The sequence below is a fragment of the Burkholderia mayonis genome (genome assembly GCF_001523745.2).
Taxonomy (GTDB): Bacteria; Pseudomonadota; Gammaproteobacteria; order Burkholderiales; family Burkholderiaceae; genus Burkholderia; species Burkholderia mayonis.
Map to the genome: position 1 here is coordinate 907195 of NZ_CP013387.1, position 26829 is coordinate 934023.

24 protein-coding genes are annotated in these 26829 nt (G+C 68.0%); 15 read left to right on the forward strand and 9 right to left on the reverse strand.

Going from position 1 to position 26829, the window contains the following annotated elements:
- Positions 1-220: 220 nt before the first annotated feature.
- The 3 genes from WS70_RS22590 to WS70_RS22600 all read right to left on the reverse strand — a co-directional run bounded on the left by WS70_RS22590 (position 221) and on the right by WS70_RS22600 (position 4239).
- Positions 221-1288: an ABC transporter ATP-binding protein gene (locus WS70_RS22590; protein WP_059469641.1), complete on the reverse strand. Its 1068-nt coding sequence runs from the start codon at positions 1286-1288 to the stop codon at positions 221-223.
- Positions 1281-3050 (reverse strand): ABC transporter permease, encoded by a 1770-nt coding sequence (locus WS70_RS22595; RefSeq protein WP_059597901.1) that lies wholly within the window; start codon positions 3048-3050, stop codon positions 1281-1283. Before WS70_RS22595 ends, WS70_RS22590 begins: the two co-directional genes overlap by 8 nt.
- Positions 3051-3150: 100 nt before the next feature.
- Entirely contained in the window at positions 3151-4239 is a 1089-nt protein-coding gene (locus WS70_RS22600) for an ABC transporter substrate-binding protein (RefSeq protein ID WP_059469643.1), read from the reverse strand.
- Between the two features lie 126 nt (positions 4240-4365).
- Between WS70_RS22600 and WS70_RS22605 the strand changes: the two genes are divergently transcribed.
- Both WS70_RS22605 and WS70_RS22610 read left to right on the forward strand, forming a co-directional pair.
- Positions 4366-5037: a response regulator gene (locus tag WS70_RS22605; RefSeq protein ID WP_059597919.1), complete on the forward strand. Its 672-nt coding sequence runs from the start codon at positions 4366-4368 to the stop codon at positions 5035-5037.
- On the forward strand, positions 5034-6533 hold the full coding sequence (locus WS70_RS22610) for a sensor histidine kinase (RefSeq protein WP_059597902.1): 1500 nt from the start codon (positions 5034-5036) through the stop codon (positions 6531-6533). The genes WS70_RS22605 and WS70_RS22610 overlap by 4 nt, the downstream gene beginning before the upstream one ends.
- Before the next feature lie 125 nt (positions 6534-6658).
- Here WS70_RS22610 and WS70_RS22615 read toward each other — a convergent pair whose 3' ends face one another.
- A complete protein-coding gene (locus tag WS70_RS22615; RefSeq protein ID WP_059597903.1) occupies positions 6659-7528 on the reverse strand; it encodes an MOSC domain-containing protein in 870 nt (289 codons plus the stop codon).
- 729 nt (positions 7529-8257) lie between these two features.
- Here WS70_RS22615 and WS70_RS22620 point away from each other — a divergent pair.
- Complete coding sequence (locus WS70_RS22620) at positions 8258-9463, forward strand: porin (RefSeq protein ID WP_059469646.1); 1206 nt, start codon at positions 8258-8260, stop codon at positions 9461-9463.
- 489 nt (positions 9464-9952) lie between these two features.
- On the opposite strand, the gene WS70_RS22625 is transcribed toward WS70_RS22620, so the two are convergent.
- A complete protein-coding gene (locus WS70_RS22625; RefSeq protein WP_059469647.1) occupies positions 9953-10303 on the reverse strand; it encodes a hypothetical protein in 351 nt (116 codons plus the stop codon).
- A 391-nt stretch (positions 10304-10694) separates the two neighbouring features.
- On the opposite strand from WS70_RS22625, the gene WS70_RS22635 reads away from it, so the two are divergent.
- Complete coding sequence (locus WS70_RS22635) at positions 10695-11489, forward strand: enoyl-CoA hydratase (RefSeq protein WP_059469648.1); 795 nt, start codon at positions 10695-10697, stop codon at positions 11487-11489.
- A gap of 211 nt (positions 11490-11700) precedes the next feature.
- On the opposite strand, the gene alr is transcribed toward WS70_RS22635, so the two are convergent.
- Positions 11701-12825 carry an alanine racemase gene (gene alr, locus WS70_RS22640; protein WP_059469649.1) on the reverse strand — a complete coding sequence of 375 codons (1125 nt, stop codon included), beginning with the start codon at positions 12823-12825 and terminating at the stop codon, positions 11701-11703.
- Between the two features lie 536 nt (positions 12826-13361).
- Between alr and WS70_RS22645 the strand changes: the two genes are divergently transcribed.
- The 3 genes from WS70_RS22645 (at position 13362) to egtD (ending at position 16119) form a co-directional block, all read left to right on the forward strand.
- Complete coding sequence (locus tag WS70_RS22645) at positions 13362-13742, forward strand: DUF427 domain-containing protein (RefSeq protein ID WP_059469650.1); 381 nt, start codon at positions 13362-13364, stop codon at positions 13740-13742.
- 168 nt (positions 13743-13910) lie between these two features.
- Positions 13911-15143 (forward strand): ergothioneine biosynthesis protein EgtB, encoded by a 1233-nt coding sequence (gene egtB / locus WS70_RS22650; protein WP_059469651.1) that lies wholly within the window; start codon positions 13911-13913, stop codon positions 15141-15143.
- Between the two features lie 4 nt (positions 15144-15147).
- A complete protein-coding gene (gene egtD / locus WS70_RS22655) occupies positions 15148-16119 on the forward strand; it encodes an L-histidine N(alpha)-methyltransferase (protein ID WP_059469652.1) in 972 nt (323 codons plus the stop codon).
- 109 nt (positions 16120-16228) lie between these two features.
- On the opposite strand, the gene WS70_RS22660 is transcribed toward egtD, so the two are convergent.
- Positions 16229-16642, reverse strand: coding sequence for a DUF3455 domain-containing protein (locus WS70_RS22660; protein ID WP_082715954.1), 414 nt, complete (start codon positions 16640-16642; stop codon positions 16229-16231).
- Between the two features lie 651 nt (positions 16643-17293).
- Between WS70_RS22660 and WS70_RS22665 the strand changes: the two genes are divergently transcribed.
- Both WS70_RS22665 and WS70_RS22670 read left to right on the forward strand, forming a co-directional pair.
- A complete protein-coding gene (locus tag WS70_RS22665; protein WP_059597904.1) occupies positions 17294-18406 on the forward strand; it encodes a patatin-like phospholipase family protein in 1113 nt (370 codons plus the stop codon).
- Positions 18407-18618: 212 nt separating this feature from the next.
- A complete protein-coding gene (locus WS70_RS22670) occupies positions 18619-19224 on the forward strand; it encodes a TetR/AcrR family transcriptional regulator (protein WP_059469654.1) in 606 nt (201 codons plus the stop codon).
- An 81-nt stretch (positions 19225-19305) separates the two neighbouring features.
- On the opposite strand, the gene WS70_RS31765 is transcribed toward WS70_RS22670, so the two are convergent.
- Positions 19306-19680, reverse strand: coding sequence for a hypothetical protein (locus WS70_RS31765; protein ID WP_159082944.1), 375 nt, complete (start codon positions 19678-19680; stop codon positions 19306-19308).
- On the opposite strand from WS70_RS31765, the gene WS70_RS22680 reads away from it, so the two are divergent.
- From WS70_RS22680 to WS70_RS22710, 6 genes are all read left to right on the forward strand, one after another.
- On the forward strand, positions 19681-20361 hold the full coding sequence (locus WS70_RS22680) for a type 1 glutamine amidotransferase domain-containing protein (RefSeq protein ID WP_059597906.1): 681 nt from the start codon (positions 19681-19683) through the stop codon (positions 20359-20361).
- Between the two features lie 164 nt (positions 20362-20525).
- Complete coding sequence (locus tag WS70_RS22685) at positions 20526-21623, forward strand: NADH:flavin oxidoreductase/NADH oxidase (RefSeq protein ID WP_059597907.1); 1098 nt, start codon at positions 20526-20528, stop codon at positions 21621-21623.
- A 591-nt stretch (positions 21624-22214) separates the two neighbouring features.
- Positions 22215-22976: an enoyl-ACP reductase FabI gene (gene fabI / locus WS70_RS22695; RefSeq protein ID WP_059469658.1), complete on the forward strand. Its 762-nt coding sequence runs from the start codon at positions 22215-22217 to the stop codon at positions 22974-22976.
- Between the two features lie 123 nt (positions 22977-23099).
- Positions 23100-23528 carry a GNAT family N-acetyltransferase gene (locus WS70_RS22700; RefSeq protein WP_059597908.1) on the forward strand — a complete coding sequence of 143 codons (429 nt, stop codon included), beginning with the start codon at positions 23100-23102 and terminating at the stop codon, positions 23526-23528.
- A gap of 109 nt (positions 23529-23637) precedes the next feature.
- On the forward strand, positions 23638-24708 hold the full coding sequence (locus tag WS70_RS22705) for an AI-2E family transporter (RefSeq protein WP_059597909.1): 1071 nt from the start codon (positions 23638-23640) through the stop codon (positions 24706-24708).
- A 125-nt stretch (positions 24709-24833) separates the two neighbouring features.
- Positions 24834-25229, forward strand: a complete 396-nt coding sequence (locus WS70_RS22710) for an outer membrane protein assembly factor BamE (protein ID WP_059469661.1) — start codon at positions 24834-24836, stop codon at positions 25227-25229.
- Positions 25230-25236: 7 nt separating this feature from the next.
- Here WS70_RS22710 and pdxR read toward each other — a convergent pair whose 3' ends face one another.
- The gene (gene pdxR, locus WS70_RS22715) at positions 25237-26760 is read right to left on the reverse strand and encodes a MocR-like pyridoxine biosynthesis transcription factor PdxR (RefSeq protein WP_059597910.1); all 1524 of its coding nucleotides are present in this window, start codon (positions 26758-26760) and stop codon (positions 25237-25239) included.
- Positions 26761-26829 lie beyond the last annotated feature (69 nt).

Consider the following 26829-nt stretch of genomic DNA (forward strand, 5'->3'; position numbering starts at 1 on the left):
TCGAGGCGGCCGGAGAGGGCGTCATGCTGGGTGATCCGAAACAATGGGCGGCGCCGCGTGCGTCGAGCGATTCGTCGCGGCGTTCGCATGCAGCCGATTCCGCGTGCATGCCGCTCGACACGGCTCGCTGTTCACTGTCCGCATCGCGTTCGCCATCACGCACGCCAAAGGCAGTACGTCGTCCGACGCATGCGCCGCCGCCGGCCGCGCCCGGTCTCGGTCAACCCGCCTTCGCGAACGCCCAGCAGTCGTTCGCCGGGAACTCGAGCCAGTGCCGGCCCGCCGCGCGCGGCACCGAGCCGAATGCGCGCAGCCGCAACTCGCCGCAATGGAACAGGTATTCCCACCGGTCGCCGAGATACATCGACGTCACGAGCTCGGCGGGCAGCCGGTTGTCGCCCGGGCCGTCCGCGACCTGCACGCGCTCGACGCGAATCACCGCGTGCGCGTCCTGGCCTGGCCGCAGCGCGCCGCGCGCGAGCGCCGCGAGCCGCCAGCCGTCGCCCTCGAGCGTCACGCGCTCGCCTTCGACCGCGTCGACGCGCGCGTCGATCCGGTTGTTGCTGCCCATGAACTCGGCCGTATACAGCGTGCGCGGCTCGCCGTACAACTCGGCGGGCGTGCCTTCCTGCTCGATGCGGCCGTCGCGCAGCAGCAGGATGCGGTCCGACATCGCCATCGCCTCGGCCTGGTCGTGCGTCACGCACAGCGCGGACAGCCCGAGCGACACGATCAGCTCGCGCAGCCACGCGCGCGCTTCTTCGCGCAGCTTCGCGTCGAGGTTCGACAGCGGCTCGTCGAGCAGGATCACGGGCGGGTTGTAGACGAGCGCGCGGGCGATCGCGACGCGCTGCTGCTGGCCGCCCGACAACTGATGCGGATAGCGTTCGGCGAGCTGGCCGAGGCCGAGCTGGTCGAGCGCGCTCTGCACGCGGCGCTCGATCTCGCCCGCCGCGACGCGGCGCAGCTTGAGCCCGTAGCCGACGTTGTCGGCGACGGTCCGATGCGGCCACAGCGCGTACGACTGGAACACGAGGCCGAGCGAGCGCGCCTCGGCGGGCAGGTCGACGTGGCGCGCGCCGTCGAAGAACGTACGTTCGTCCAGCCGGATGCGGCCGGACGACGGCGTTTCGAGCCCGGCGACCGCGCGCAGCAGCGTCGTCTTGCCGCTGCCCGACGCGCCGAGCAGGCACACGACCTCGCCCGCGTTCAATTCGAACGACACGCCCTTGAGGATCGGGTTCGCGCCGTAGCTCAGATGCAGATCGTCGACGATGAGCTTATCCATGCAGTTTCACTCCGAAGCGCAACGCGACGGCGAGTCCCGCGCCGACCATTGCGATGTTGATGACGGACAGCGCGGCGACCTGATCGACCGCGCCCGTCGCCCAAAGCGACACGAGCAGCGCGCCGATCACCTCGGTGCCGGGCGACAGCAGATAGACGGCCGTCGAGTATTCACGCTCGAAGATCATGAAGATCAGCAGCCACGCGGCGAGCAGGCCGAAGCGCACGAGCGGCAGCGTCACGTCGAGCGACACGCGCGCGCGCGTCGCGCCGACGCTGCGGCCCGCTTCCTCGAGCTCCGGTCCGACCTGCAGGAGCGCGCTCTGGATCACGCGCATCCCATAGGCGAGCCACACGACCGTGTACGCGATCCAGATGCTCCACATCGAGCTCTTCAGCTCGCGCAGGCCCGGCACGAACAGGAAGATCCACAGGAACGCGAGGCCGGCGAGGAGGCCCGGCACCGCGCGCGGCAGCAGCACGATGTAGTCGAGCATGCGCGCGACCCAGTCGTGGCGGCGGTGGCCCGCGAACGCGACGAGCGAATAGAAGCCGATCGCGAGCGCGCCGCCGATCACGCCGATGCCGAGCGTGTTGACGATCGCGCGCACGAGGTTGTCCTGCTCGAACAGCTCGACGAAGTTCGCGACCGTCAGCACTTCGGCGAGCGCCACGCCTTCGCCCCAGTTCGTCACGAACGCGCGCAGCACGATGCCCGAGATCGGCACGATCACGGTGAGCGCGAGCCACACGGCGACGATCGCGAGCGCGACCCAGCGCCACGCGCGCAGCGGCAGCACGGTCGGGCGGCCGGCCTTGCCCTTGACGGTCACGTAACGGTTCGCCGATTTCAGCAGATGGCGCTGCAGCAGCACGAGCGGGAACGTGATCGCGATGATGCACACGGCGACGGCCGCCATCAGGTGATACGACGGCACGCCGAGCTTGTTCGTCAGCTTGTACAGGTATGTCGCGAGCACGAGATGGCCTTCGGGGTCGCCGAGCACGAGCGGCAGCCCGAACACTTCGAAGCCGAGGAAGAACACGAGCACGCCCGAGAAGAGCAGGGCGGGCAGCGTCATCGGCAGGCTCACGTCGAGCGCGACGCGGAATGGCCGCGCACCCGTTACGCGCGCCGCTTCCTCGACGTCCGAGCCGAGGTTGCGCAGCGCGGCCGACGCGTACAGGTATACGTGCGGCACGTGCGTCAGCCCGGCGATCAGCGTGATCGCGAAGATCGAATAGACGTTCCAGGGTACGCTCGATACGCCGAGCAGATCCTTGAACCACACCGAATAGAAGCCGACCGGACCGGCCGCGACGACGTAGCCGAACGCGAGCACCATCGGCGACACGAACACGGGCGTGAGCACGAGCGGCTCGAGCCAGCGGCGGCCGGGCAGGTCGGTGCGCACCATCAGGAACGCGAGGATGCCGCCGAGCGGAATCGAGATGAACAGCATCCCGCCCGCGACGATGAACGAGTTCTTCACGGCCGACCAGAAGTCGGGATCGGTGAAGATGAAGCGGAAGCCTTCGATGCCGAGCGTGCGGTTCGCGTCGAAGAACGGCGCGGACAACAGGCTCTGGAACACGATGAACGCGATCGGCAGCGCGACCGCGATCGTCAGGACTGCGACGACGATCCAGCGCAGCATGCCCGCGAGCGGCCAGAGTCCGCCCGCCGCCGGCGCGGGCGGCGCGCCGTCGCCGCGAGCGTGCGTAACGGGCGCGGACGGTCGGCCGGTGCTGGTTGTAAGCATGAGTTCGCCCTTGCGGCCCGCGGGCCGCGTCGATGGAGAAGGAATGCGAAAAGGGGCGTTCGCGCGGCGGCGGGCCGCGCGCACGGTCACGCGCGCGGGCTCAGCGCTTGATCGATTGCTGCCACTGCTTGAGGAACGCGAGGCGCTTCGACTGATCGAGGTAGACGAGCAGGCCCGAGCCGATCTGGATCGGCTTCAGCGAATCGCCGAGATCCTTCGAGAGGCTCGTCATCGACGTCTCGCCCGCTACGTCCGCGCGGATCGAGTAGAGATTCGCCTGGTTCGCGATCAGCGTCTGGCCGCGCTTCGACAGCAGGTAGTCGACCCACAGCTTCGCCGCGTTCGGATGCCGCGCCTGCTTCGAGATTGTCACGAGGCGGCTCACGACGAGCGTGTAGTCCGTCGGAAACACATAGCCGATCGATTTGTCCTTCTTCGCCTTCGCGTACGCATACGAGCCGATGATGTTGTAGCCGACGAGATTCTCGCCCGACGAGATGCGCTCCATCATCGCGCCCGTGCTCGACTGCAGCTTCGGCCCCGTCGCGCCGATCGCGCGCACGAGCTCCCACGTCGCCTTGTCGTTCACGTGCGCGTCCTGCGTCAGGTAGTTGAAGCCGACGCCGGACTTCTCGATGTCGTAGGTCGTCACCTTGCCCTTGAACTTGTCGGGCTGCGACTGCAGCAGCTTGATCAGGTCGGCGCGCGTCTTCGGCACGTCGTTCCCGGGAATCAGGCGCTTGTTGTAGACGATCGCGAGCGGTTCGTAGGTCGTGCCGTACGCCTGCTTCTGGTACTGCGCCCATTGCGGCACGTGCGGCGTCTCGGGCGAGTCGTACGAAGCCATCAGCCCGTCGTTGACGAGCTTCACCTGCAGATCCATCGCCGAGTTCCACAGTACGTCGGCGCTCGTGCTTTTCGCGGCGCTTTCGCTGACGTAGCGGTTGTAAAGCTCGGTGCTGTTCATGTCGTTGTATTCGATCTTCACGCCATACAGGCTTTCGAAATCCTTGATGAGCGGGCGCACGAGCGCGGTGTCGGTCGTCGAGTAGACGACGAGCTTGCCTTCCTGCTTCGCGGCGTCGATCACGCGTTGGTAGTTGCCCGGATAGCCGGCCGGGACCTGTGCGCCGACAGTGCTTGCGGCGACGAAAAGAATGGCGGCGATGGCGGCCGGTGCGTGCTGCATATCTTCCTCCAGTCGTGTCTTGTTTGGTTCGAGTGACGCGGATGTTAAGCGGCGGGCACTTTCAGTGCGCTTTCATTTTTCGTCACAATGGCTTTCTTTTGATGATGGATTTCCCGAGGTTTGCTGATGCGCGTGCTGCTCGTCGAAGACAATCCGATCCTCGCGCAGTCGCTTGCCGACGCGCTCGCCGCCGCACGTTTCGCGGTCGATCACATGGCGGACGGCGAGGCCGCCGACCACGTGCTGCACACGCAGGACTACGCGCTCGTGATTCTCGATCTCGGGCTGCCGAAGCTCGACGGCCTGGAGGTGCTGCGGCGGCTGCGCGCGCGGCGCAACCCGGTGCCCGTGCTGATCCTGACCGCGCACGGCTCGGTCGAGGACCGCGTGCGCGGGCTCGATCTCGGCGCGGACGACTACCTCGCGAAGCCGTTCGAGCTGACCGAGCTCGAAGCGCGCGCCCGCGCGCTGATCCGGCGCAGCCTGGGCCACGAGCACGCGCGCGTCGAATGCGGGCCGCTCGTGTTCGACAGCGTCGATCGCAGTTTTCGCCTGAACAATGAAGCGCTCGCGCTGACGCCGCGCGAGCGCTCGGTGCTCGAAGTGCTGATCCTGCGCAACGGCCGCGCGATCAACAAGGAGACGCTGTCGGAGAAGATCTTCGGCCTCGACGAATCGGTGAACGCCGACGCGATCGAGATCTACGTGCACCGGCTGCGCAAGAAGCTCGAACGCAGCGGCGTCGCGATCGTCACGCTGCGGGGACTCGGCTATCTGCTCGAGGCGCAGCCGCGATGACGCGGCTCAATCTGCGCGCGCAGGTCGCGCTGTGGCTGCTGCTGCCGTTTCTCGGTCTTCTCGCGCTCGATTCGTGGCTCACGTACCAGCGCGCGATGAACGCCGCGCACGTCGCGTTCGATCGCACGCTCGCGTCGTCGCTGAAGTCGATCCGCGAGGGCGTGCGGCTCGTCTCCGGCGACGTCGAAGTCGATCTGCCGTATCTCGCGCTCGAGATGTTCGAATCGAACGACGGCGGCAAGATCTATTACCTGATTCGCGGCGACGACGGCCGGGCGATCACCGGCTACCGCGACCTGCCGCCGCCTCCGCCGAAAGCGGGCGCGCCGCTGTACGCGCCGTCGTTCTACGACGCCGTCTATCGCGGCGAGCAGCTTCGGATGGCCGCGCTGCGGCTGCCCGTGCACGACGTGCCGACCGCGCGAACGCGCGTCGTCTGGGTGATGGTCGGCGAGACGATCGAGGCGCGGCAGGCGCTCGCGCGCGAGATTCTCGCCGGCTCGCTGCTGCAGGAGGGCTTGCTCGTCGTGCTCGCGCTCGGCATCGTGTGGCTCGGAGTCGGGCGCGGGCTGCGGCCGCTGAACCGGTTGTCGGCGAAGGTCGCCGCACGCGCGGAAGACGACCCGACGCCGCTCGAGACGAGCGGCATGCCGAGCGAAGTCGCGCCGCTCGTCGAATCGATCAACCAGTACATCGGCCGCACGCAGCGGATGCAGGTCGCGCGGCGGCGCTTCTTCGCCGACGCCGCGCATCAGTTGAAGACGCCGCTCGCGGCCGCGCAGGCGGGTGTCGAGCTGGCGCTGCGGCCCGCCGAGCACGCGCGCGTGAGCGTGCATCTGCGGCGCGTGAACGGCGCGGTGCGGCAGGCGGCGAAGATCGTCCAGCAACTGCTGTCGCTGTCGCGGCTCGAATCGGACGTCGCGCCGGCGATCGCGCGCAAGCCGGTCGCGCTCGCGAAGCTCGCGCGCAGCGTGACGCTCGACTGGTCGAGCGTCGCCCGCGCGCGCGGCATCGATCTCGGCTTCGAGCAGGACGCGAGCGTCGACGTGATGGGGCGCGCGGATCTGCTCGGCGAGCTGGTCGGCAATCTGATCGACAACGCGATCCGCTATGCGGGCGACGGCGCGGTGATCACGGTGCGGGTCGCGCGCGACGGCGACTTCGCGCGGCTCGAAGTGATCGACGACGGGCCGGGGATCGCGCCCGGCGAGCGCGACGCGGTGTTCGAGCGCTTCTATCGGAGCCAGGCGACGCTCGCGGTCGAGGGGACGGGGCTCGGGTTGTCGATCGTGCGGGAGATCGCGCGCGTGCATTGGGGGAAGGTCGAGCTGGACGATGTGCTCGGCGAGGGCGATGAGGGCGATGAGGTGGGCGAAGGCGGCAGGAGCAGCGAGAGCAGCGAGAGCGAGGGGTGGTCGAGCGATGGTCCGGCGGACCGCCATGCGCAAGGCCGCGGGCTCGTCGTGCGAGTGACGCTGCCTGTGCATTCGGCGTGAGCGCTTGTTGCGACGGAGGCGGGCCGTCGATCGATCGGCGCGGCGCGGACGGGCGGCCGGCCGGCCGGCGAAGCCTCATCGCTCGAAACCCTTGCGCGCTCCCGCCTTCGCGAGCGCGGGCGAGCTCAATCGTCGAACGCGATCTCCGCGTCGACCGACTGCCCGACCTCCAGAAACGCGCCTTCGCCGTTCACGATGATCGCGTTCTTGCCGAACGTCAGCGCGCCGTCGAACTGCGCGCTGCCGCGATAGACGCTCATCGTGTCGAGCGGTTCGTTCGGCCAGGCGGGGTCCGGCGCGCCGGTGCGCTGGTCGATCGTCGGGACCGGGCAGCGCGTGCAGAGCTTCACGAGGCTCAGGCGCACGCCGCGATTGCCCGTCTGCACGTCGAGGTAGTCGACGTAGTCCTCTTCGTAGGCGTCGAGGCCCGTCAGCACGACGTTCGGCCGGAAGCGGCCCATCGGCACCGCGGACGCGCCCTTGCGGCGCAGCCGCGCGTTCAGATCGTCGAGCGACGACTGGCCGACGACCATGATCGGAAAGCCGTCCGCGAACTGCGCGTACGACGTGAACGCGCCCGTCCATTTCGCGCCGACCACGCGCCGCGCATTGGGCGCGAAGCGCGCGAGCCGCGCAGGCGTGCCGAGGAATTCGCTGAACCAGCGCGCCGCATGCGCGCCGGCGTCGAGTGCGTTCACGGTGTCGCGCCAGATGGTCGCCGCGAGCGGTTCCGCGCCCGCGAGCGCCGACGCCGCGAGCGGCGTGCGCAGCTCCGGCATGCCGGGCGCGGCGACGACGAGGTCGCGCTCGCCGATCTCCGTGCGCACGAGCGCGAGCTTCGGATGTGTGCGCTGCGTGATCATCGCGCCCGTCGGGTCGGCGACCATCCAGTTGCGGTCGTATTCGAGCCCCGTGACGAGCAATTGCGCGCGAACCGTCGCAATGCCCGCGCAGGACTTGATCGGATAGACGAAAAGATCGCTGATGACTGGCATGGCGCGCTCGAACACGGAGACCGGTACGGAGTAAGGAAAACGCAGGCGGAATCGTGATTCTGCCAGATTGCCCGCGTCCCCGACGTTCGGGGCCGAGCGTGTCCGCCAGACGTGCCGAGGCGGGCCGCGCGAATCCCCGGCCGGCCTTGCGTTCGCGCGGCGGCGGCAGGAGGGCCGATCGTCGCGTCACGCCGTGTGGGCGAGCGTGTGCGATGCCCGCCGTCGCCGGTCCGGGGCCCGGTCTTTCCGCCATTCAGGGCCATTTTGCCGAGGGGAAGGGGCTCAAACCTCAAGCGTCAATCCCGAAGCATCCGGCGCCAAGCCCTTGACATCAGGCGTCGCGAGCCGCACAGGCCGGGCGTCGCCGTCCGGATGCCCAAGCTTCCAAGCCCTTGAGCGGCCGAGTTTTCGACCACGCCGGCACCCGGCTCCCGAGATCTCGAATCGTCGCACGAAAGCTTTATGGAAGGCATCTGGAAGGACTGTGTGAATGTAAATTCGGGTAAATACCGGGTTGGAGGGAACCGGTTCCAACTATCGGCGCACGCACCCGCCAAACCCTTGCTGGTGCAGCGTTGAAACTAACTAGTTAGTGAATTCCAGCGTTGTGCGGAGCCTACGAATCTTTATTCTCCGTTTTGCAACAACGACGAATCGGTGAGAATGGCGGCCGCATGGACACACCATGCGTGACACACACCAGAAGAATTTCTTGAGGACGGAGAATCAATGAAAAAGCGCACAGCGGTCGCGATGGCGGCCGTCGGATTGGCGGCTGTCGCCACGGCGCACGCTCAGAGCAGCGTGACGCTTTACGGTATCGTCGATAACGGTATCGCGTATCAGAACAGCAGCACGTCGCTCGGTTCGACGACGGGCGGCCACTCGGCCGTGAAGATGTCGACGGGCGTGTGGGCGGGCAGCCGCTTTGGCCTGAAGGGCAGCGAAGACCTGGGCGGCGGCTCGAAGGCGATCTTCCAGTTGGAGTCGGGCTTCAGCACGGCCAACGGCACGTCGCAATTCTCGGGCGGCATCTTCACACGTCAGGCGTGGGTCGGCCTGACCAATCCGACGTACGGTACGCTGACGGCCGGCCGTCAATACACCGCGTACTACACGCTGCTGTCGCCTTACAGCCCGACGACCTGGCTCACCGGCTACTTCGGCGCGCACCCGGGCGACATCGACTCGCTCGACACCAGCTACCGCACGAACAACTCGCTCGTCTACATGTCGCCGAAGTTCTACGGTTTCACGTTCGGCGGCTCGTATGCATTCGGCGGCCAGCCGGGCAGCGTGAACGCCGGCTCGACGTGGAGCGCGGGCATCCAGTACATGAACGGTCCGCTCGGCGTCGCCGCTGCGTTCCAGCGCGTGAACAACTCGACGCCAGGCGGCGGCGCCGTGTGGGGTGCGAATTCGGCGACGTCGAACGGCGGCGCGCAGACGGCCATTTCGGCGATCAACAACGGCTACACGACCGCGCAGGCGCAGCAGCGCGTCGCGGTGACGGCGGGCTATCAGTTCTCGTCGGCGTGGGACGTATCGGTGTCGTACTCGAACGTGCAGTACATCCCGGGCGTGAACTCGACGTTCCGCAACACGGCGATCTTCAACACCGCGGGCGCGGTGCTGCACTTCAAGCCGTCGGCGACGTGGGATTTCGCGGGCGGCTACGCGTACACGCGAGCGACGCAGTCGAACGGCATCACGAGCGCGGCGCAGTACCATCAGTTCACGCTGTCGCAGTACTACAGCCTGTCGAAGCGCACGGGCCTCTACGCGGTCGAAGCGTATCAGCGCGCGAACGGCAAGACGCTCGCGGGCGGCAAGATCATCGACGCGACCGCATCGATCGGCGACGGCTTCAACGCGTCGCCGTCGTCGTCGCGCAGCCAAGTGGGCCTCGGCGTCGGCCTGATCCACCGCTTCTAAGCGCGGCATTCGGCGCGGCGCTTGCGTCGCGCGCGAAGTCGAACGAGCAGCCGGCCTTCGGGCCGGTTGTTTTTTTGCGTGCGATATTGGCATGCGCGTGTCGTTCACGATCGCTCATCCGCGCGAATGGCGGCGATGTCACCGCGCGCGACGTGTATGTTCGATTTTCGTCCGTTGCCGATTGGCGTGCACGGCGTGCCGCATTCGACAGCGGAAGAACGTTGCATGGAAGATGTGCGCACCGCGCGCCGTTCGCTCGGCCATGCGGATGGCAGCGATGCCCCAGTGCGAGCGGCGTTCGTTCAGCGTGCGTCTATTGGCGACGGGCGTGCATCGATGTGCCGCGCCGGGCGGAAGACGGAGGATGCATCGATGGATCGGGCCGTTTTGCGGTTGTGTGGCCCGCATGCGAGAGCGAGACGGTCGGGCCGTTTTCGTCGCCTCCATGTGATCGGCTGCGCGTCGACGCGCAGCCGCGATCGACGGCCTTTAGCGCGAGACTTCGACGCCGTAGCCCTGCGTGCCGACGCGCAGCACGTTGCCGTCCGGCGTGAATTGGCGGGGGATGTCGGGGGCGGCGGGCGACGGCAGCGCGGGCGTCGCGCGCGGCAAGTCGTCGTCGATCGCGCGCGGCTTCGGCGCGATCTTCACGGCAGTGGGCGGATGATGCATTCGCGCCTCGACGACGCGCGGTGCGACGTGCTTGCGCTTCGCGGCCGGTGCGGGCTTGCGGGCGGACGGATCGTGGCGCGCGCCGATGCTCGGGCCGGTGCGCGCTTCGGGCGGATTCCAGATCTCGACGTATCGCTCGCTTGCGAACGTCGAGGACGTGAAAGCCAATAACAGCAACCCGTATCCAACTCGTTTCACTCTGTCTTCTCCGTGGCCCGTCTCGCGATGCCCGATCGACTTCGGCCGCCTCGCCGATGGGCGAACGGCCCGTCGGACTGTCCGGCGGCACGCGATTTTCGCATGGATCGCCGGTAGCGCGAGCTGTATGAATATACAGCTTTTTCCGGCGATGTCCACCGCTGCGGCGATCTCCTGCGGGCTGTGTCGGTTTTTCGCCGCATCGGCGGATCGGCTTGCGCGCATCGCTTGACGCGACGCGATTTGATTCGGTCGCGATACCGTATACCTTTGTCGAAAACGCACCGGGCGAGGCGGCGGTCCGCACCTGCATGCACCGGTCCGCACGGGCAAGATCCGCATGCCAATCGAGGAGGACGACATGGAACCATCCAGTCACGCATCGGCGCCGCCGCTGCTGCGCGACGATCGCGACGGCGTCGCGACGCTGCGCCTGAATCGGCCGTCGCAGTTCAACGCGTTGTCGGAGGCGCTGCTCGACGCGCTGCAGCGCGAGCTCGCCACGCTCGCCGACGATCCGCGCGTGCGCTGCGTCGTGCTCGCCGCCGAGGGCCGCGCGTTCTGCGCGGGCCACGACCTGCGCGAGATGCGCGGCACGCCCGATCTCGCGTACTACCGCGACCTGTTCGGCCGATGCAGCCGCGTGATGCAGGCGATTCAGGCGCTGCCCGTGCCCGTCGTCGCGCGCGTGCACGGGATCGCGACGGCGGCGGGCTGCCAGCTCGTCGCGTCGTGCGATCTCGCGATCGCCGCCGACACGGCCCGCTTCGCGGTGTCGGGCATCAACGTCGGGCTGTTCTGCTCGACACCCGCCGTCGCGCTTTCCCGCAACGTGTCGACGAAGCGCGCGTTCGACATGCTTGTCACCGGGCGCTTCGTCGATGCGGCGACGGCCGTCGACTGGGGGCTCGTCAACGAGGCGGTGCCGGAGGACGCGCTCGATGCGGCCGTCGCGCGCACGGTCGCGGCGATCGCGTCGAAGAGCCCTGCCGCGGTGCGTTACGGCAAGGCGACGTTCTACCGGCAGCGACAGATGCCGCTCGACGACGCGTACGCGTATGCGTCCGACGTGATGGCGCGCAACATGATGGAACCGGACGCGTGCGAGGGCATCGACGCGTTTCTCGAGAAGCGGCCGGCGCGTTGGCGGGAGTGAGTGCGCGGGTGTGTTTGCGCGGCCGGGCGTGCGGCCGCGGACGTGCGTCGAATGCCGCGAGATCGGTTTCGCACGAGTGGGCGCGTCGTCGATCGCACGCCATCGGCCGGGGGCCGAACTGCTTTGAATGCGCGAGTCGTCCGCGCGGCGCCGAACGCGAAGCCGCCGACGCGGCCGAACGCGTCGCCCGCCGCCGCCCGGCCGATTGCGCTCAGCGCCCGTAGCTGCCCGTTCGCGCGTGCTCGGGCTGCGCCGCCACGGCCGGATACGGATCGACCACCACCGGCACCCGCCGCGCGAGCGCGCACATCAGCTCGTAGCCGATCGTGCCCGCGGCCTCGGCGACGTCGTCGACGCGCACCTGCGCGCCCCACAGCTCGACCGTCGAGCCCACGCCCGCGTTCGGGCACGGCGTGAGATCGACGGTCAGCATGTCCATCGACACGCGCCCGACGACCTGCGTGCGCACGCCGTCGACCGCGATCGGCGTGCCGGTCGGCGCGTGGCGCGGATAGCCGTCCGCGTAGCCGCACGCGACGACGCCGACGCGCACCTCGCGCTCGGCCGCGAAGCGGCGCCCATAGCCGACCGTCTCGCCCGCCGCGAGCGTCTGCACGCCGATGATCCGGCTCGTGACGGTCATCGCCGGCCGCAGCGGCACGTCTGCGATGTGGCGGGCCGCGCCCGTCGGCGATGCGCCGTACAGGATCGTGCCGGGCCGCACCCAGTCGCGATGCGCGCGCGGATGCCACAGCACGGCCGCCGAGTTCGACAGCGTGCGCTCGCCGGGCAGGCCATCAGTCGCCGCGTCGAACGCGCGCATCTGCCAGTCGATCTCGCCTTCGTCGGCGTTCGCGAAGTGCATCATCAGCGCGATGTCGCCGATCGACGGCGCGGCGGCCGCGCGCGCCCACGCGGCGCGGAACGCGTCCGGCCGATAGCCGAGCCGGTTCATCCCCGAGTTCATCTTCAGCTGAATGTCGATCGGCCGCATCGTCTTCGCGGACGTCAGCAGCCTCAATGGCTCGTCGCCGTGCACGGCGACCGTCAGCCGATGGTGGTCGGCGATCTCGACGTCCGCCGCCTCGAAAATCCCTTCGAGCAGCAGGATCGGCTTCGTCCAGCCGAGCTCGCGCACGCGCACCGCTTCGTCGAGGTCGAGGAGCGCGATGCCGTCCGCGTTCGCGAGCGCCGGATAGATGCGCTCGATGCCGTGACCGTAGGCATTCGCCTTGACGACCGACCAGACGCGCGAGCGCGGCGCTTTTTGCCGGACGATTGCAAGATTGTGCGCGACGGCGTCGGGATGAATGCGGGCGACGATGGGGCGGGGCATGAATCTCTCTGCGAAGTGAAGGAAGGCGGTCCGCGCTTCGCTGCGGTTCGCCGCGATGGTCGATCGAGGGTGCGCGTTCGGTGTATATCCACCGTACGAAACGTCACTGCCAGTGTCGGCCGCTATAGTATTTGCAGATCGATGGTTTTATTTAATGTATTTGTCGTATTTTCAGTAAAAACTTGCGGATGTGGCGCACACGCGATGCGCGGCGGCGCTCGTGAACGGTTCGTTGCGCGCGACGGGGCGGAAGGGAACCTCGGCGTGCGCAGCGGTCTATGCGGAAAGGGCGATGCGCATCGGCCATCGATCGACTGTCGCCGCGCACGCAGGAACGAAATCTGCGAACACGAGTGTCAGCGCGAACCGCGCGCATCGCCGTCCGATCTCCGTACGAGGTGCAATTAACGGCGTTCGCAACGGTGATTGTTCGTTCGCTTCAACTTCAGAATTCACGGTTCGTGTGTCGCCCGCCGCGCCCGAGCGGCGTAGGATGTCGCCGAAGTTCGACGTGTTTCGCAACCGGAGGTGCTTTCATGACCCAGTCAAGCCATACCGTCAAGATTCCTGGCCCGGACCATCCGATCACGATCGAAGCAACGGGCGAGCGTGTCGTCGTCGACGCGGGCGGCCACGCGCTCGCCGATACGCGCGACGCGCTCACGCTGCGCGAGGCGTCGTATCCGCCCGTGCAGTACGTGCCGCGCAAGGACGTCGACATGTCGCGGCTCGAACGCACGACGCACACAAGCCATTGCCCGTACAAGGGCGACGCGTCGTATTACAGCATCAAGGGCGCCGGCGAGCGCGGCGTCAATGCGGTTTGGTCGTATGAAACGCCGCATGACGCGATGAAGCAGATCGCCGGCCATCTCGCGTTCTATCCCGATCGCATCGACTCGATCACGATCGGCTGACACCGACGCCATTCATCCACACAAACGGGGCGAGCCGCGAAAACGGTGCTTGTCGCGCGCGGCGTCGCGATTCAGGTCGCGACGCCGCGCGCGTGTCCTATTCTTTGTTGCATGGGTTCGCAGGCGAGGCGTGACGCGCGAGCGAACCATCCAGTCGGGACGGTGCAGATGACGAAGAACGAAGAATCGACGCGCAGTCTCGCGTCGGACCTCGCGCGCGGCTTCACGGACGTGCGCAGTTACAGCGTCGAACTCGCGAGGCCGCTGTCCGCGGAGGATCAGGCGTTGCAGTCGATGCCGGACGCGAGTCCGACGAAGTGGCATCTCGCGCATACGACATGGTTCTTCGAAACCGTGATCCTCGCGCGGCATGCGCGCGGCTACAAGCTGTTCGATTCGCGCTATCCGTATCTCTTCAATTCGTATTACGAAGCGCTCGGCCCGCGTCATGCGCGGCCGCAGCGCGGGATGCTGTCGCGCCCGTCGCTCGACGACGTGCATCGCTATCGACGCCACGTCGACGACGCGCTGCTCGATCTGCTGCGCACGGCCGATCTTTCTTCGCTGGTCGCGATGGAGCCGGAGATCACGCTCGGCCTGCATCACGAACAGCAGCATCAGGAGCTGCTCCTCACTGACATTCTGCATGCGTTCTCGCTGAATCCGCTGCTGCCCGCCTATCGGAGCGACGCGACGCCGGCCGACGACGCGCCGCGCGCGAACGGCGTCGCGCGCTGGTTGCCGCAGCAGGGCGGCATCGTCGAGATCGGTCACGACGGCCGCGGCTTTTCGTTCGACAACGAGCGGCCGCGTCATCGAACGATCCTGCCGCCGTACGAGATCGCCGACCGGCTCGTGACGAACGGCGAATACGCGGCGTTCATCGACGACGGCGGCTATTCGCATCCGGAGTGCTGGCTGTCCGACGGCTGGGCGATGGTCCAGCGCGACGGATTGAAGGCGCCGCTGTACTGGATCGCGTCCGACGGCGGCGAAGGGCTCGGCTGGCGCGAGTTCGGATTCGACGGGCTGCGGCCGCTCGTGCGCGACGCGCCCGTCTCGCACGTGAGCTTCTACGAAGCGGCCGCGTACGCGGAATGGGCGCGCGCGCGCTTGCCGACCGAAGCCGAATGGGAGGCCGCGTTCGACGCGCCGGGCATCGCTCAGATGACGGGCTGTGTGTGGCAGTGGACGCGCTCGTCGTACGACCCGTATCCGGGCTTTCGTCCGATGGCGGGCGTGGCGGCGGAATACAACGGCAAGTTCATGGTCGGGCAGCAGGTGCTGCGCGGCAGCAGCGTCGCGACGCCGCCGGGACACGCGCGCGCGACGTATCGCAACTTTTTTCCGCCGGCCGCGCGCTGGCAATTCACGGGAGTGCGTCTTGCGAGAGATATCTGAAGGGATGGAAGCCGCCGCGGGCGTGGCGATCGAAACGGCGCGCGACAGCGCGTTCGGCCGCGACCTGATCGCCGGACTGCGCCGCTCGCCGCGCAGCATCGCGCCGAAGTATTTCTACGATACGGCGGGTTCCGCGCTGTTCGATCGGATCTGCGAGCTGCCCGAATACTATCCGACGCGCACCGAGCTCGCGATCCTGAAACGTCGCGCAGCCGAGATCGCCGCGCAGATCGGCCGCGACGCGAACCTGATCGAGTTCGGCGCGGGATCGCTGTCGAAGATCCGCGTGCTGCTCGATGCGTGCGCGGCGTCGAATCCGCCCGCGCGCTATCTTCCCGTCGACATCTCGGCCGGTCATCTCGCGCACGCGGCCGCCGCGCTGCGCGACGCGTATCCGTGGCTCGACGTGCAGCCGGTCGTCGCCGATTATCTGCAGTCCGATCAAATGTGTGCGCTCGAGCGTGTGAAGGGCAGGCGCGTCGGGTGTTTTCTCGGCTCGACGATCGGCAATTTTTCGCCCGACGAGGCTTCGGCGTTCTTGCGGCGCGCCGCTTCGTTGCTGGAGGGCGGCGGCCTTCTGATCGGCGTCGATCTCGTGAAGGACGTGTCGATCCTGCACCGCGCGTACAACGACGCGGCGGGCGTGACGGCCGCGTTCAATCTGAATCTGCTCGCGCGCGCGAATGCCGAGCTGGGCGCCGATTTCGTGCTCGATGCGTGGGCGCATCGAGCGTTTTACGACGTCGAGCGTCAGCGCATCGAAATGCATCTCGTGAGCCGGCGTGCGCAGACGGTGCGCGTGGCCGGGTATGCGTTCCGGTTCGAGGCCGGCGAGACGCTGCATACGGAGAACTCGCACAAGTTCACGGTCGACGGGTTTCGCGAGCTGGCGCGCTCGGCGGGGTTTACGCCGGGGACGGTTTGGGTCGATGACGCACGGTTGTTCAGCTTGCATTGGCTCGAGCGTCGCGGGTGAGCGGATAACCGGCCGCGTCGATGCGAGGCTGGACGAATGGGCGGCGACGGCGGCGCGCATCGTCGGATGCGCGCATGCCGACATCGTCGTGGGATGAGCCGGCTTACGCTTACTTCCAGAAGACGTAATGCGCGTAATACGGCGAGCTGCCGACTTGATGCTCGGTCGAGCACGGCGTCGCGGGCGCGGCGCCGCCCATCGTATCGAGCCGCTGCACGTAGCGCACGGATGCGAGCGAGCCGTTCGCGGTCGCGTGCGTCGAGAGGAGCAATTGAGGAATGCTGCCCGCGTTCGGACTCGGCGCGTCGGCGATTTTCTCGCCGACGATGCGGCTGCCGTCCCGTGCTTCCCACGACGGGCCGGCGCCGTGCCGGATCACGGCGACGCCGGACGCGTCGTAAAGCGTGGCTTCGGGGTGCTGGAACACCCATGCGATGCGGCGGTTGCCGTCGTATTCGCAGGAATAGATTTGAAGGCCGGTGGCGGTCGTGACGAATGCTCGTTCGGCATCCTTGGGAATCAGGTTCGACGGAGGCGAGGCCGCGTCGGCGGCGACCGCGCTCGCCCATGCAGCAAGCGCGGTCGCAAACCGTAGCCGTAGCGTGACGCACCGCCGGTTTCGTCTTTGAGCGAGGCCCGTCGTGGACAGGAGGGGATGGCGATCGGATTGGGCGCTTTCGTGCACGATGACGATCCTCGTCGGAATAGGCCGGTCGAATGAAGCATAGCGGACGTCTCGTGGCATGCAAGGCGCGCACTGCGGCGCATGTCGCAAAATCGGCCTGTGCGGAGATTCGAAACCGTCGAGCGCCGCACGTCGCGAATGCCCGGTTGCATGCTGGATGGACAGTCAACGTGTGGAATCGACATGGCGTTGTCGCCCGGCCAGTTCATCGATCGGCACGCTGTCACGTGTGCTCGAGACCATGGCCGGCAAGCGCATGGCGTGCCCCTCGTCGGCAAGCGGCGGTGTGAATGCGCCCATCGCCTACACTTGATCATGGTATTCAGGTCGACCAAACGTCGCATTCGGCGAATGCATTGCATTGAACCCGGGATGCAACTCGGGCAATCGATCGGTGGCCGGCCCAGGCTGCGTCGCCGGCGACGACGCAACGGCGCGTGAACCGCATCATCGACGGCGCATCGGCGGAACAATTCAGCGGGGCGAGCCATGATCGTGAGCCAGCCAGCACGAATGGAATTGCCGGGACAAGTCGTGCTCGTATTTCAGGGCGGCGGTGCATTGGGCGCCTACCAACTCGGCGTCTATCAGGCGCTGGATGAATCCCGAATACGGCCGGATTGGGTGGTCGGTACTTCCATCGGTGCGATCAACGCAGCGTTGATCGTTGGGAATCCGCCGGAGCGCCGCTATCGACGCTTAGCGGAGTTCTGGAATCGGGTCACCGACCAGACCCGACTGGACGTGTCCGCCGCATGGCTCGGCTGGGACAAGACGCTTGCCGAACTGATGATCATCGGCGGCGGCATAGCGGGATTCTTCCTGCCCAATCCGGCTTCCTGGCTCGGGCCGTTGGCCCGATTGGGCGTGGATCGCGCGTCGTATTACCTGGCGGCTCCGCTCCGCGAAACGCTGACCTCTCTCGTCGACTTCGACCTGCTGAACGCCGGGCATCCGCGCCTGACCGTCGGCGCGGTGAACGCCTGCACGGGCGCGATGCGCTATTTTGACTCGCGCGAGCAGCGCCTGACCGTCGAGCACGTCATGAGTTCGGGGGCGCTGCCGCCCGCTTTCCCGGCAGTGCGGATCGATGGCGAGCCCTATTGGGATGGCGGCGTCTATTCCAATACGCCGGTAGAAGTGGTGCTGGACGATAACCCTCGCAAGAGTTCGGTCATCTTCTCGGTGCAGATGTGGAATCCGGCCGGCCCCGAACCGGAAAGCCTGTGGCAGGTATCGGAACGACAAAAAGACATCCAGTACGCAAGCCGCACCGACAGTCATATCGCGCGTCAGCAGCAGATACATCGTCTGCGCCATGTGATCCGCGAACTGGTCAAGCGCTTGCCCGAAGCCGAGCGTGCGACGGCCGAGATCAGGGAACTGGCCGCCTGGGGCTGCCATACCAACATGCGTCTCATCAAGCTCGCCGCGCCTCGGCTCGACGGGGATAACCAGTTGAAGGACATCGATTTCACCCCGACGGGCATCGCTGCCCGCCAGCGTGCGGGCTATGAAGAAGCGATGCGAGCCATCGCGGCGCGTCCGTGGGAGGGGGCAATGGATCCGATGGAAGGATTGACCGTCTACAGCGCGGACTGAGCCGTATCGGGGGAAAGATGCGCTTGACGCTTTGCGGCGAAAGTACGAGGCGCGGGATCGAGCGTCGGCGTCCGGCGTCCGTCGTCCGTTGCTTGTTGCTTGTTGCTTGTTGCCTGTTGCCTGTTTCGCTTTCGGAGCCGTTCCACACGCACGGCAGGGGCATTCAACGCCTTCTAGACGACCGGTCTAATCCCGCGCTATCATCCGCCCTCATGAACGCAGCAGCCACCACCGCCGACGTGCGGCAGCACATCCTCGACACCGCCAAGCCCATCATGCTCTGCAAGGGCTTCACGGGCGTCGGTCTGAACGAGATTCTGGCGGCGGCCGGCGTCCCGAAAGGGTCGTTCTACCATTATTTCGGGTCGAAAGAAGCATTCGGCGAGTCGATCCTCGAGTCGTACTTCGCCGACTACCTCGCGCATCTCGACGCACTGCTCGTGCGCGGCGCCGGCCCCGCGGCCCATCGGCTGATGCGCTATTGGAGCCAATGGCAGGACATGCAGGCGGGTAACGATCCCGAGGGCAAGTGCCTCGTCGTCAAGCTCGGCGCGGAGGTCTGCGATCTGTCGGAGGCGATGCGGGCGGCGCTCGATCGCGGCACGACGCAGATCGTCGCCCGGCTCGCCGCGTGCATCACGGCGGCGTTCGAGGACGGTTCGCTGAAGGTCGATCTCGATCCGCAGCAGACCGCCGCGACGCTTTACGAGCTGTGGGTCGGCGCGACGCTGATCGAAAAGATCCGGCGCAACGGCGAGCCGCTCGCGACCGCGATGGCGACCACCCGCCGCATCCTCGGCCTGCCAGGAGCGCGCTGAGCACGAACTTCAATGCGCGGCGGCGCGTACGACGAACGTCGCGCCGCCGCGTTTTTTACGATCATTTTCTAGACGACTGGTCTAATAGGGGCGCGCGGCATGCCGCATTTCGATGATCGCAATGCAGTGCGAATCCGGTTCGGCGAACGGATCGAAGCGGCAATGACGCGCACCCGCGCGGGCGACGAAAGTCTCGATGCGATGCCGCGCCCGTTCGATCATGGCATCACCGTCGACGTGCTCGCCGGCGATGTCGCACGACGGGCAATGCATGCGACGGCGGCGCTCGATGGCCGTACGCCGCGCAGCGACGAGACGTGACGTGACGCGACGCGACGATGAAGCTGCGCGCGACGCGGATCGCCGCGCGCGCGTTCGAGCGATTCGTAGATGCATGACCGGCGGGCCCGGGCGGGCCGCGCCGCTTGATTTCAACGCTTCAAGGAGGGCATCCAAATGAAGATTCTCGTAGTCCTGACTTCGCACGACGAACTCGGCGCGACCGGCAAGAAAACCGGTTTCTGGCTCGAGGAACTGGCCGCGCCGTACTACGCGCTGAAGGACGCGGGCGCCGAGCTGACGCTCGCGTCGCCGCGCGGCGGGCTGCCGCCCGTCGATCCGAAGAGCAGCGATCCGGCGTCGCAGAGCGATGCGACCCGCCGTTTCGACAAGGACCCCGAAGCGCAGTCCGCGCTCGCGTCGACGCGCAAGCTCGCCGACGTGTCGATCGACGATTACGACGCTGTGTTCTATCCGGGCGGTCACGGTCCGCTGTGGGATCTCGCCGAGGACCGTCATTCGATCGCGCTGATCGAGCGCGCGGTCGCGACGAACAAGCCGGTCGCGGCCGTCTGTCACGCGCCTGGCGTGCTGCGACACGTGAAGGACGCGTCCGGCGCGCCGCTCGTCAAGGGCCGCAAGGTCACGGGCTTCACGAACAGCGAGGAAGCGGCCGTCGAGCTCACCGAGGTCGTGCCGTTCCTCGTCGAAGACATGCTGAAGACGAATGGCGGTGACTATTCGCGCGCGGCCGACTGGGCGCCGCACGTCGTCGTCGACGGGCGGCTCGTCACCGGGCAGAACCCGGCGTCGTCGGAGCCCGTCGCCGAAGCGCTGCTCGAGCTGCTCGAGCAGTGACGCGCCGTGCGGGCGGCCATCCGGCGCGCCGCCCGCAGCGCATGCGCCGCGTCGCGATGCCCGTGCGCCGGCGAACGACGTCGTTGCATCGCATCCCTTCGCATCGCCGAATCACCGAATCATTTCACCGACCCGCAATACGAACACCGAAGAAGGAGTAGTAGATGGCTGCATTGTTCGAACCGCTTCAGTTGAAGGACGTCAAGCTGCGCAACCGCATCGCGGTGCCGCCGATGTGTCAGTACGTCGCCGAGGACGGCGTCGCCAACGAATGGCATCACGTGCATCTCGCGGGCGTCGCGCGCGGCGGCGCGGGGCTCGTGATCGCCGAGGCGACCGCGGTATCGCCGGAAGGCCGCATCACGCCGGGCTGCACCGGCCTCTGGAACAACGAGCAGGCGGCCGCGTTCGAACGCTCGGTCGATGCGATCAAGGCGGCGGGCGCGGTGCCCGGCATCCAGCTCGCGCATGCGGGCCGCAAGGCGAGCGCGAACCGTCCGTGGGAAGGCGACGACCACATCGCCGATGGCGATCCGCGCGGCTGGCGGACGATCGCGCCGTCGGCGGCGCCGTACGGCGCGCATCTGCCGAAGGTGCCGCGCGAGATGACGGTGGGCGACATCGCGCGCGTGAAGGCCGATTACGTCGCGGCCGCGAAGCGCGCGCTCGACGCGGGCTTCGAGTGGCTCGAGCTGCATTTCGCGCACGGCTATCTCGCGCAGAGCTTCTTCTCGGTGCATTCGAACCGCCGCACCGACGCGTACGGCGGCTCCGCGGAGAATCGCGGGCGCTTTCTCGTCGAGACGCTCGCGGCGGTGCGCGAAGTGTGGCCCGAGCGCCTGCCGCTCACCGCGCGCTTCGGGGTGATCGAGTACGACGGTCGCGACGAGGAGACGCTCGCCGAATCGATCGAGCTCGCGAAGCGCTTCAAGCAGGAAGGGCTCGATCTGCTGAGCGTGACGGTCGGCTTCTCGACGCCCGAAGCGCGGATTCCTTGGGGCCCCGCGTTTCTCGCGCCGGTCGCCGAGCGCGTGCGCCGCGAAGCGCAACTGCCCGTCGCGTCTGCTTGGGGGATCGATACGCCGGCGCTCGCGGAGCGCGTCGTCAAGGATGGGCAGCTCGATCTCGTGATGGTCGGCCGCGCACATCTCGCCGATCCGCACTGGCCGTACCGCGCGGCGCTCGAACTCGGCGTCGACCGCGCCGCGTGGACGCTGCCCGCGCCGTACGCGCATTGGCTCGAGCGCTATCGCGCGGCTTGACGGGATCGAGCGGGGATCGGGCGTGCGCGCGTCGGGCCGAGCGGCGACGATGCGTTCGCGTCGGCCGCTGCGCCATCGTCGATTCGACGATTCGTTGCCGCACGCGTGCGACACGGCGCTCGCGCTGCCGCTCGAGCGGGCGTTCACGGCACGGCGCTTCGCATTGTGGCGGCGGCGTGACCCGGCCGCGGGCGGGCGACGTCACGTCGTCCGCCCGTTTTCCTTGGGCGCCCGTGTGCGGCGTCGTCCGATATCGTCCGCCCTCGACGCTTGCCCGCCACGATGCCGCCCTGCCCGGCATGCGGCGTTTGCATCGCGCCGCGCAGTGCCTGTTCGCGATGAAGCGAGCCGCTTCCCGCAACCGAAACGAGATCTGCCGAGCCGTGTCCCGTTGATGTCGATCAACACGCGGCCCGCATCGATCGCCGACAGTCGACGGGCGAGCAACGTGCGGCCGCGTGCCGCACGAGCGCGGACGGCGGCGCGGCATTCATGACGTGAATGTGTCGATTCGCATCGACACGCCGATCTTCGCCATGCGGTCCGGCGCGCCGCCCGCACGCCATCGAACGACCGTCGAAGGAGATCCCTATGCGTCTTCAGCACAAGCGTGGCTTGATCATCGGCATTGCAAACGAAAGCAGCATCGCGTTCGGCTGCGCGAAGGTCATGCGCGAGCAGGGCGCCGAGCTTGCGATCACTTACTTGAACGCGAAGGCCGAGCCTTACGTCCGGCCGCTCGCGGAGCGCCTGGAAAGCCGGCTCGTCGCGCCGTGCGACGTGCGCGAGCCCGGTCAGCTCGAAGACGTGTTCGCGCGCATCGAGCGTGAATGGGGGCGGCTCGACTTCGTGCTGCATTCGATCGCGTATGCGCCGAAGGAAGACCTGCATCGCCGCGTGACGGACTGCTCGCAGGCGGGCTTCGCGATGGCGATGGACGTGTCGTGCCACTCGTTCATTCGCGTCGCGCGTCTTGCCGAGCCGCTGATGGCGAGCGGCGGCTGCCTGATGACCGTCACGTTCTACGGCGCCGAACGGGTGGTCGAGGACTACAACCTGATGGGGCCGGTGAAGGCGGCGCTCGAGAGCGCGGTGCGCTACCTCGCCGCGGAGCTCGGGCCGCGGCGCATTCGCGTGCACGCGTTGTCGCCCGGGCCGCTGAAGACGCGCGCCGCGTCCGGCATCGACCGCTTCGACGCGCTGCTCGAGCGCGTCCGCGCGCGCACGCCGGGGCATCGCCTCGTCGACATCGACGACGTCGGCCACGTCGCCGCGTTTCTCGCGAGCGACGATGCGGCCGCGCTGACGGGCAACGTCGAATACGTCGACGGCGGCTATCACGTCGTCGGCTGATGCCGATGGGCGCGGCGAAGGCGCGTGACGGAGCGCGCGCGTTTGAGCGAACGGCGTACGCACGCTAAGATGGCCGTCTCAGTGCGCATCGACTCGACATCCGCCACGCCCCGAAGGACCGCCATGCCGCCCGTCACGCTCGTCGTCACCGACCGCCCCGAACCTGCGGAGATCGAATTCATCGGCGCGGGCCTGACCGCGTACAACGTCGAGCGCGCCGGCGTCAACGACGAACGTCCGCTCGCCGTGTTCGCGAAGGATCCGGACACGGGCGAGCTGCTCGGCGGCCTGACGGGCCGCACGTCGCTCGGCCTGATGTTCGTCGACCTGTTCTATCTGACCGACACGCTGCGCGGCGACGGCATCGGCCGCGAGATCCTGCGGCTTGCCGAGGAGGAAGGGCGCAGGCGCGGCTGCGGGGCGGCCGTGCTTTACACGATCAGCTTCCAGGCGCCCGCGTTCTACGAGAAGTTCGGCTGGCGACGGTTCGGCGAAGTGCCGTGCGATCCGCCCGGCACGAGCCGCGTGTTCATGACGAAAACGCTGCGCTGAAGGCGGACGCGCGCAACGGTCGGCCGCCGCACCGGCGGCGGCGCGCGCGTCCATTAAGATGGCGGTGTCGCGGCGCTTGCCGCGCTTTCTCATTGCGCCAAGAGTCCTCATGATTCAGAACGCGTCTGTCCCGCCGGAGCCGTCCAGCCGTCCGAAGGCCCAGTCGATCGCGCTCGGCGCGCTGTATGCGGCGCTCGTCGCGCTCGCGTTGTGGGTGATCCGCGATTTCATTCCCGCGATCGCATGGGCGTGCGTCGTCGCGATCGCGCTGTGGCCGGCGTTGCGCCGCATCGACGCGCATCCCGGCTTCCACGGCCGCGCGACGCTCGTCGCCGTCGCGTTGACGTCGGCGGTCGCGCTGCTCGTCGTCGTGCCCATCGCGGCCGGGCTCGTCGAGGCGGTCGATCAGAGCCGCGAGCTGCTCGGCTGGCTGCATCGCGCCGAGCAGACCGGCATTCCCGCGCCCGACGCGCTCGCGCATCTGCCGTTCGGCTCGCAGCAGGCGAGCGCGTGGTGGCAGGCTTATCTCGCGAAGCCGCTGCATCCGGAAGCGGCCGTCAAGGGCGTCGACGGCGGGACCGTCGTCACGTTCGGCCGGCACTTCGGCTCGCGGATCGCGCACGCGGCGGTGCTGTTCGGCTTCATGCTCGTCACGCTGTTCGTGATCTTCCAGGCAGGCCCGCGCCTGTCGGGCGCGCTGCTCACCGGCGTGCGGCGCGCGTTCGGCGACAACGGCGCCGTGCTGCTGCAGCGGATGGCGGCGGCCGTGTACGGGACGGTGACGGGGCTCGTCGTCGTCGGCTTCGGCGAAGGCGTGCTGCTCGGCGTTGCGTACGCGTTCGCCGGCTTGCCGCACGCGGCGTTGCTCGGCCTCGTGACGGCCGTCGCCGCGATGCTGCCGTTCTGCGCGCCGCTCGTGTTCTGCGGCGCCGCATTGTGGCTTTTCGTGCAAGGGGCGGTCAGCTGGGCGATCGGGCTCGCGGCGTTCGGCTTCGTCGTCGTGTTCGTCGCCGAGCACTTCGTGCGCCCGGTGCTGATCGGCAGCTCGGCGCGGCTGCCGTTCCTGCTCGTTTTGTTCGGCATTCTCGGCGGCGCGGAGACGTTCGGGCTGCTCGGCCTTTTCATCGGTCCGGCGCTGATGACGGTGCTGACCGTGTTGTGGGCGGAGTGGGTCGGTTGACGGCGCGCATCGAACGATGCGTTGTTTTTCCGATTGTTTTTAGAAAATTCAACAAAAAGAGAGCGAAACGTCGATTAGCATGCAGTTTTCCACTGCGACGGCTTCGCGCCGCACGGCTGAGCAGCATGCCATTTCAGACGACGAACCGCACCGTTCCCGTACTTGCTTTTCCGCTCGCCGCCGCGTTGCTGATGAGCGGCTGTTCGTGGTTCAGCGGCTGGTTCGACGCGTTCTCGTATGCGAGGCTGCCGCTGCCGAAGGCGGCCGAGCAGCCGGGCGCGACGCAGGTGCAGATCGTGGCGGCGGGCGGCAATCCGGCGAGCGTCAGGATGGTCCGCGACGGTGCGGGCGTCTGCTATAACTACGATCTGCGCCACGGCAACGACCATCGGCCGTACTACGTCGTGTTCGACCGGCGCGGCGTCGTCTCGCGGCACGGCTTCGCAACCTGCGCGGAAGCCGACCGCAACGGGCTGCTGCGCGGCAGCGCGCGCTCGACGCGCGACGAGCCGCGCGCGTGAGCGGCCGCTACGCGATCGCGTCGGCGCCGCCGCCGCTGCGTCGCGCGGTCCGCGCGTCGCGCAGCGCGTCGTCGATCGCGACGCCGAGCCGCCGCACGCACGCGTCGATCCGCTCGGTCGGCACCGCGCCGTAGCCGAGCACGAGGCCGTTGTACGCGGCGTGATCGGTGCCCGGCAGGCAGAAGCGCGACAGCGGCCGCACCGTGATCGAGCGGGCCATCGCCGCGCGCGCGACGTCCGCGTCGGCGACGGGCGCGTCGAGCCGCGCGGACAGATGCATGCCGCCCGCGCCGCCCGACACCGTCAGCGCGCCGCCGAGATGGCGCGCGAGCGCGTCTTGCAGCACGTCGCGCCGCTCCTCGTAGAGCCTGCGCATCCGGCGCAGATGCCGCGTGAAATGTCCCGCTTCGATGAAGTCCGCGAGCGCGAGCTGCTCGGCGAGGCGGCCGCGCGGCGTCAGCGCGCCGATCGTGCGGCGCAGCTCCGGCGCGAGCGCCGCGGACGCGACGACGAAGCCGATCCGCAGCGTCGGAAACATCGTTTTGCTGAACGTGCCGAGATAGACGACGGGCGCGTCGTCGCCGAGGCTCTGCAGCGCGGCGAGCGGCGCGCCGAAATGGCGGAACTCGCTGTCGTAGTCGTCTTCGACGATCCATGCGCCCGCCGCGCGCGCATCCGCGACGAGCGCGACGCGCCGCTCGACGCTCATCACCGCGCCGAGCGGGTACTGGTGCGACGGCGTGATGTAGACGAGCCGGGGCGGATGCGTGCGCCAGTGGTCGGCGGTCGGCGCGAGGCCGTCGGCGTCGACGGGGATCGGCACGAGCCGCAGGTCGGCCGCCTCGAACGCCGCGCGCGCGCCTGCATAGCCAGGGTTCTCGATCCAGACGGTATCGCCCGCGTCGGCGAGTGCGCGCGCGCACAGGTCGAGGCCGTGCTGCGTGCCGTCGGTGACGAACACCTGGTCCGCGTCGCAGCCGATCCCGCGCGACACGCGCAGATATTCGGCGATCGCCTGCCGCAGCCGCAGGTTGCCGCCGAGCGGCGCATGACCGAGCTGCACGGGGCCGATCCGCCGCCACGCGCGCTCGACCGCGCGTCGCCACGACGCGAGCGGAAACTGGTCGAGCGCCGGCATCTCCGGAAGGAACGGCAGCGGCGCTTGCTCGTCGTCGATGTCGGTGTCCGGCAGATCCGCGATGCGCCGCGACAGCGCGGGCCTTGCGCGAGTGGACGATGCGGACGCCCCCGTGGCGGGCAGGCCGACGCGCGCGACCATCGTGCCTTGCCGCCGTGCGACGACGAAGCCCTCGACGGCAAGCCGCTCGTACGCATAGAGCACCGTGTTGCGCGCGATCCGCAGCGTTTCGGCGAGCGCGCGCGACGACAGCAGATACGTGCCGGGCTCGAGCGTGCCGTTCAGGATCGCCGTGCGCAGGCACGCATAGAGCCGATGTTGCTGCGACGCGCGCGCGAGCGCATCGTGCGCGTTGTCCCGCTCGAAATTCGACAGCAATACGCCGTAGTCCATCGTGGCTCCAAAAACTAGTAATCACATGGATCTATTCATGGTGCCACAGATTTTTTATCGTCGAGTCCG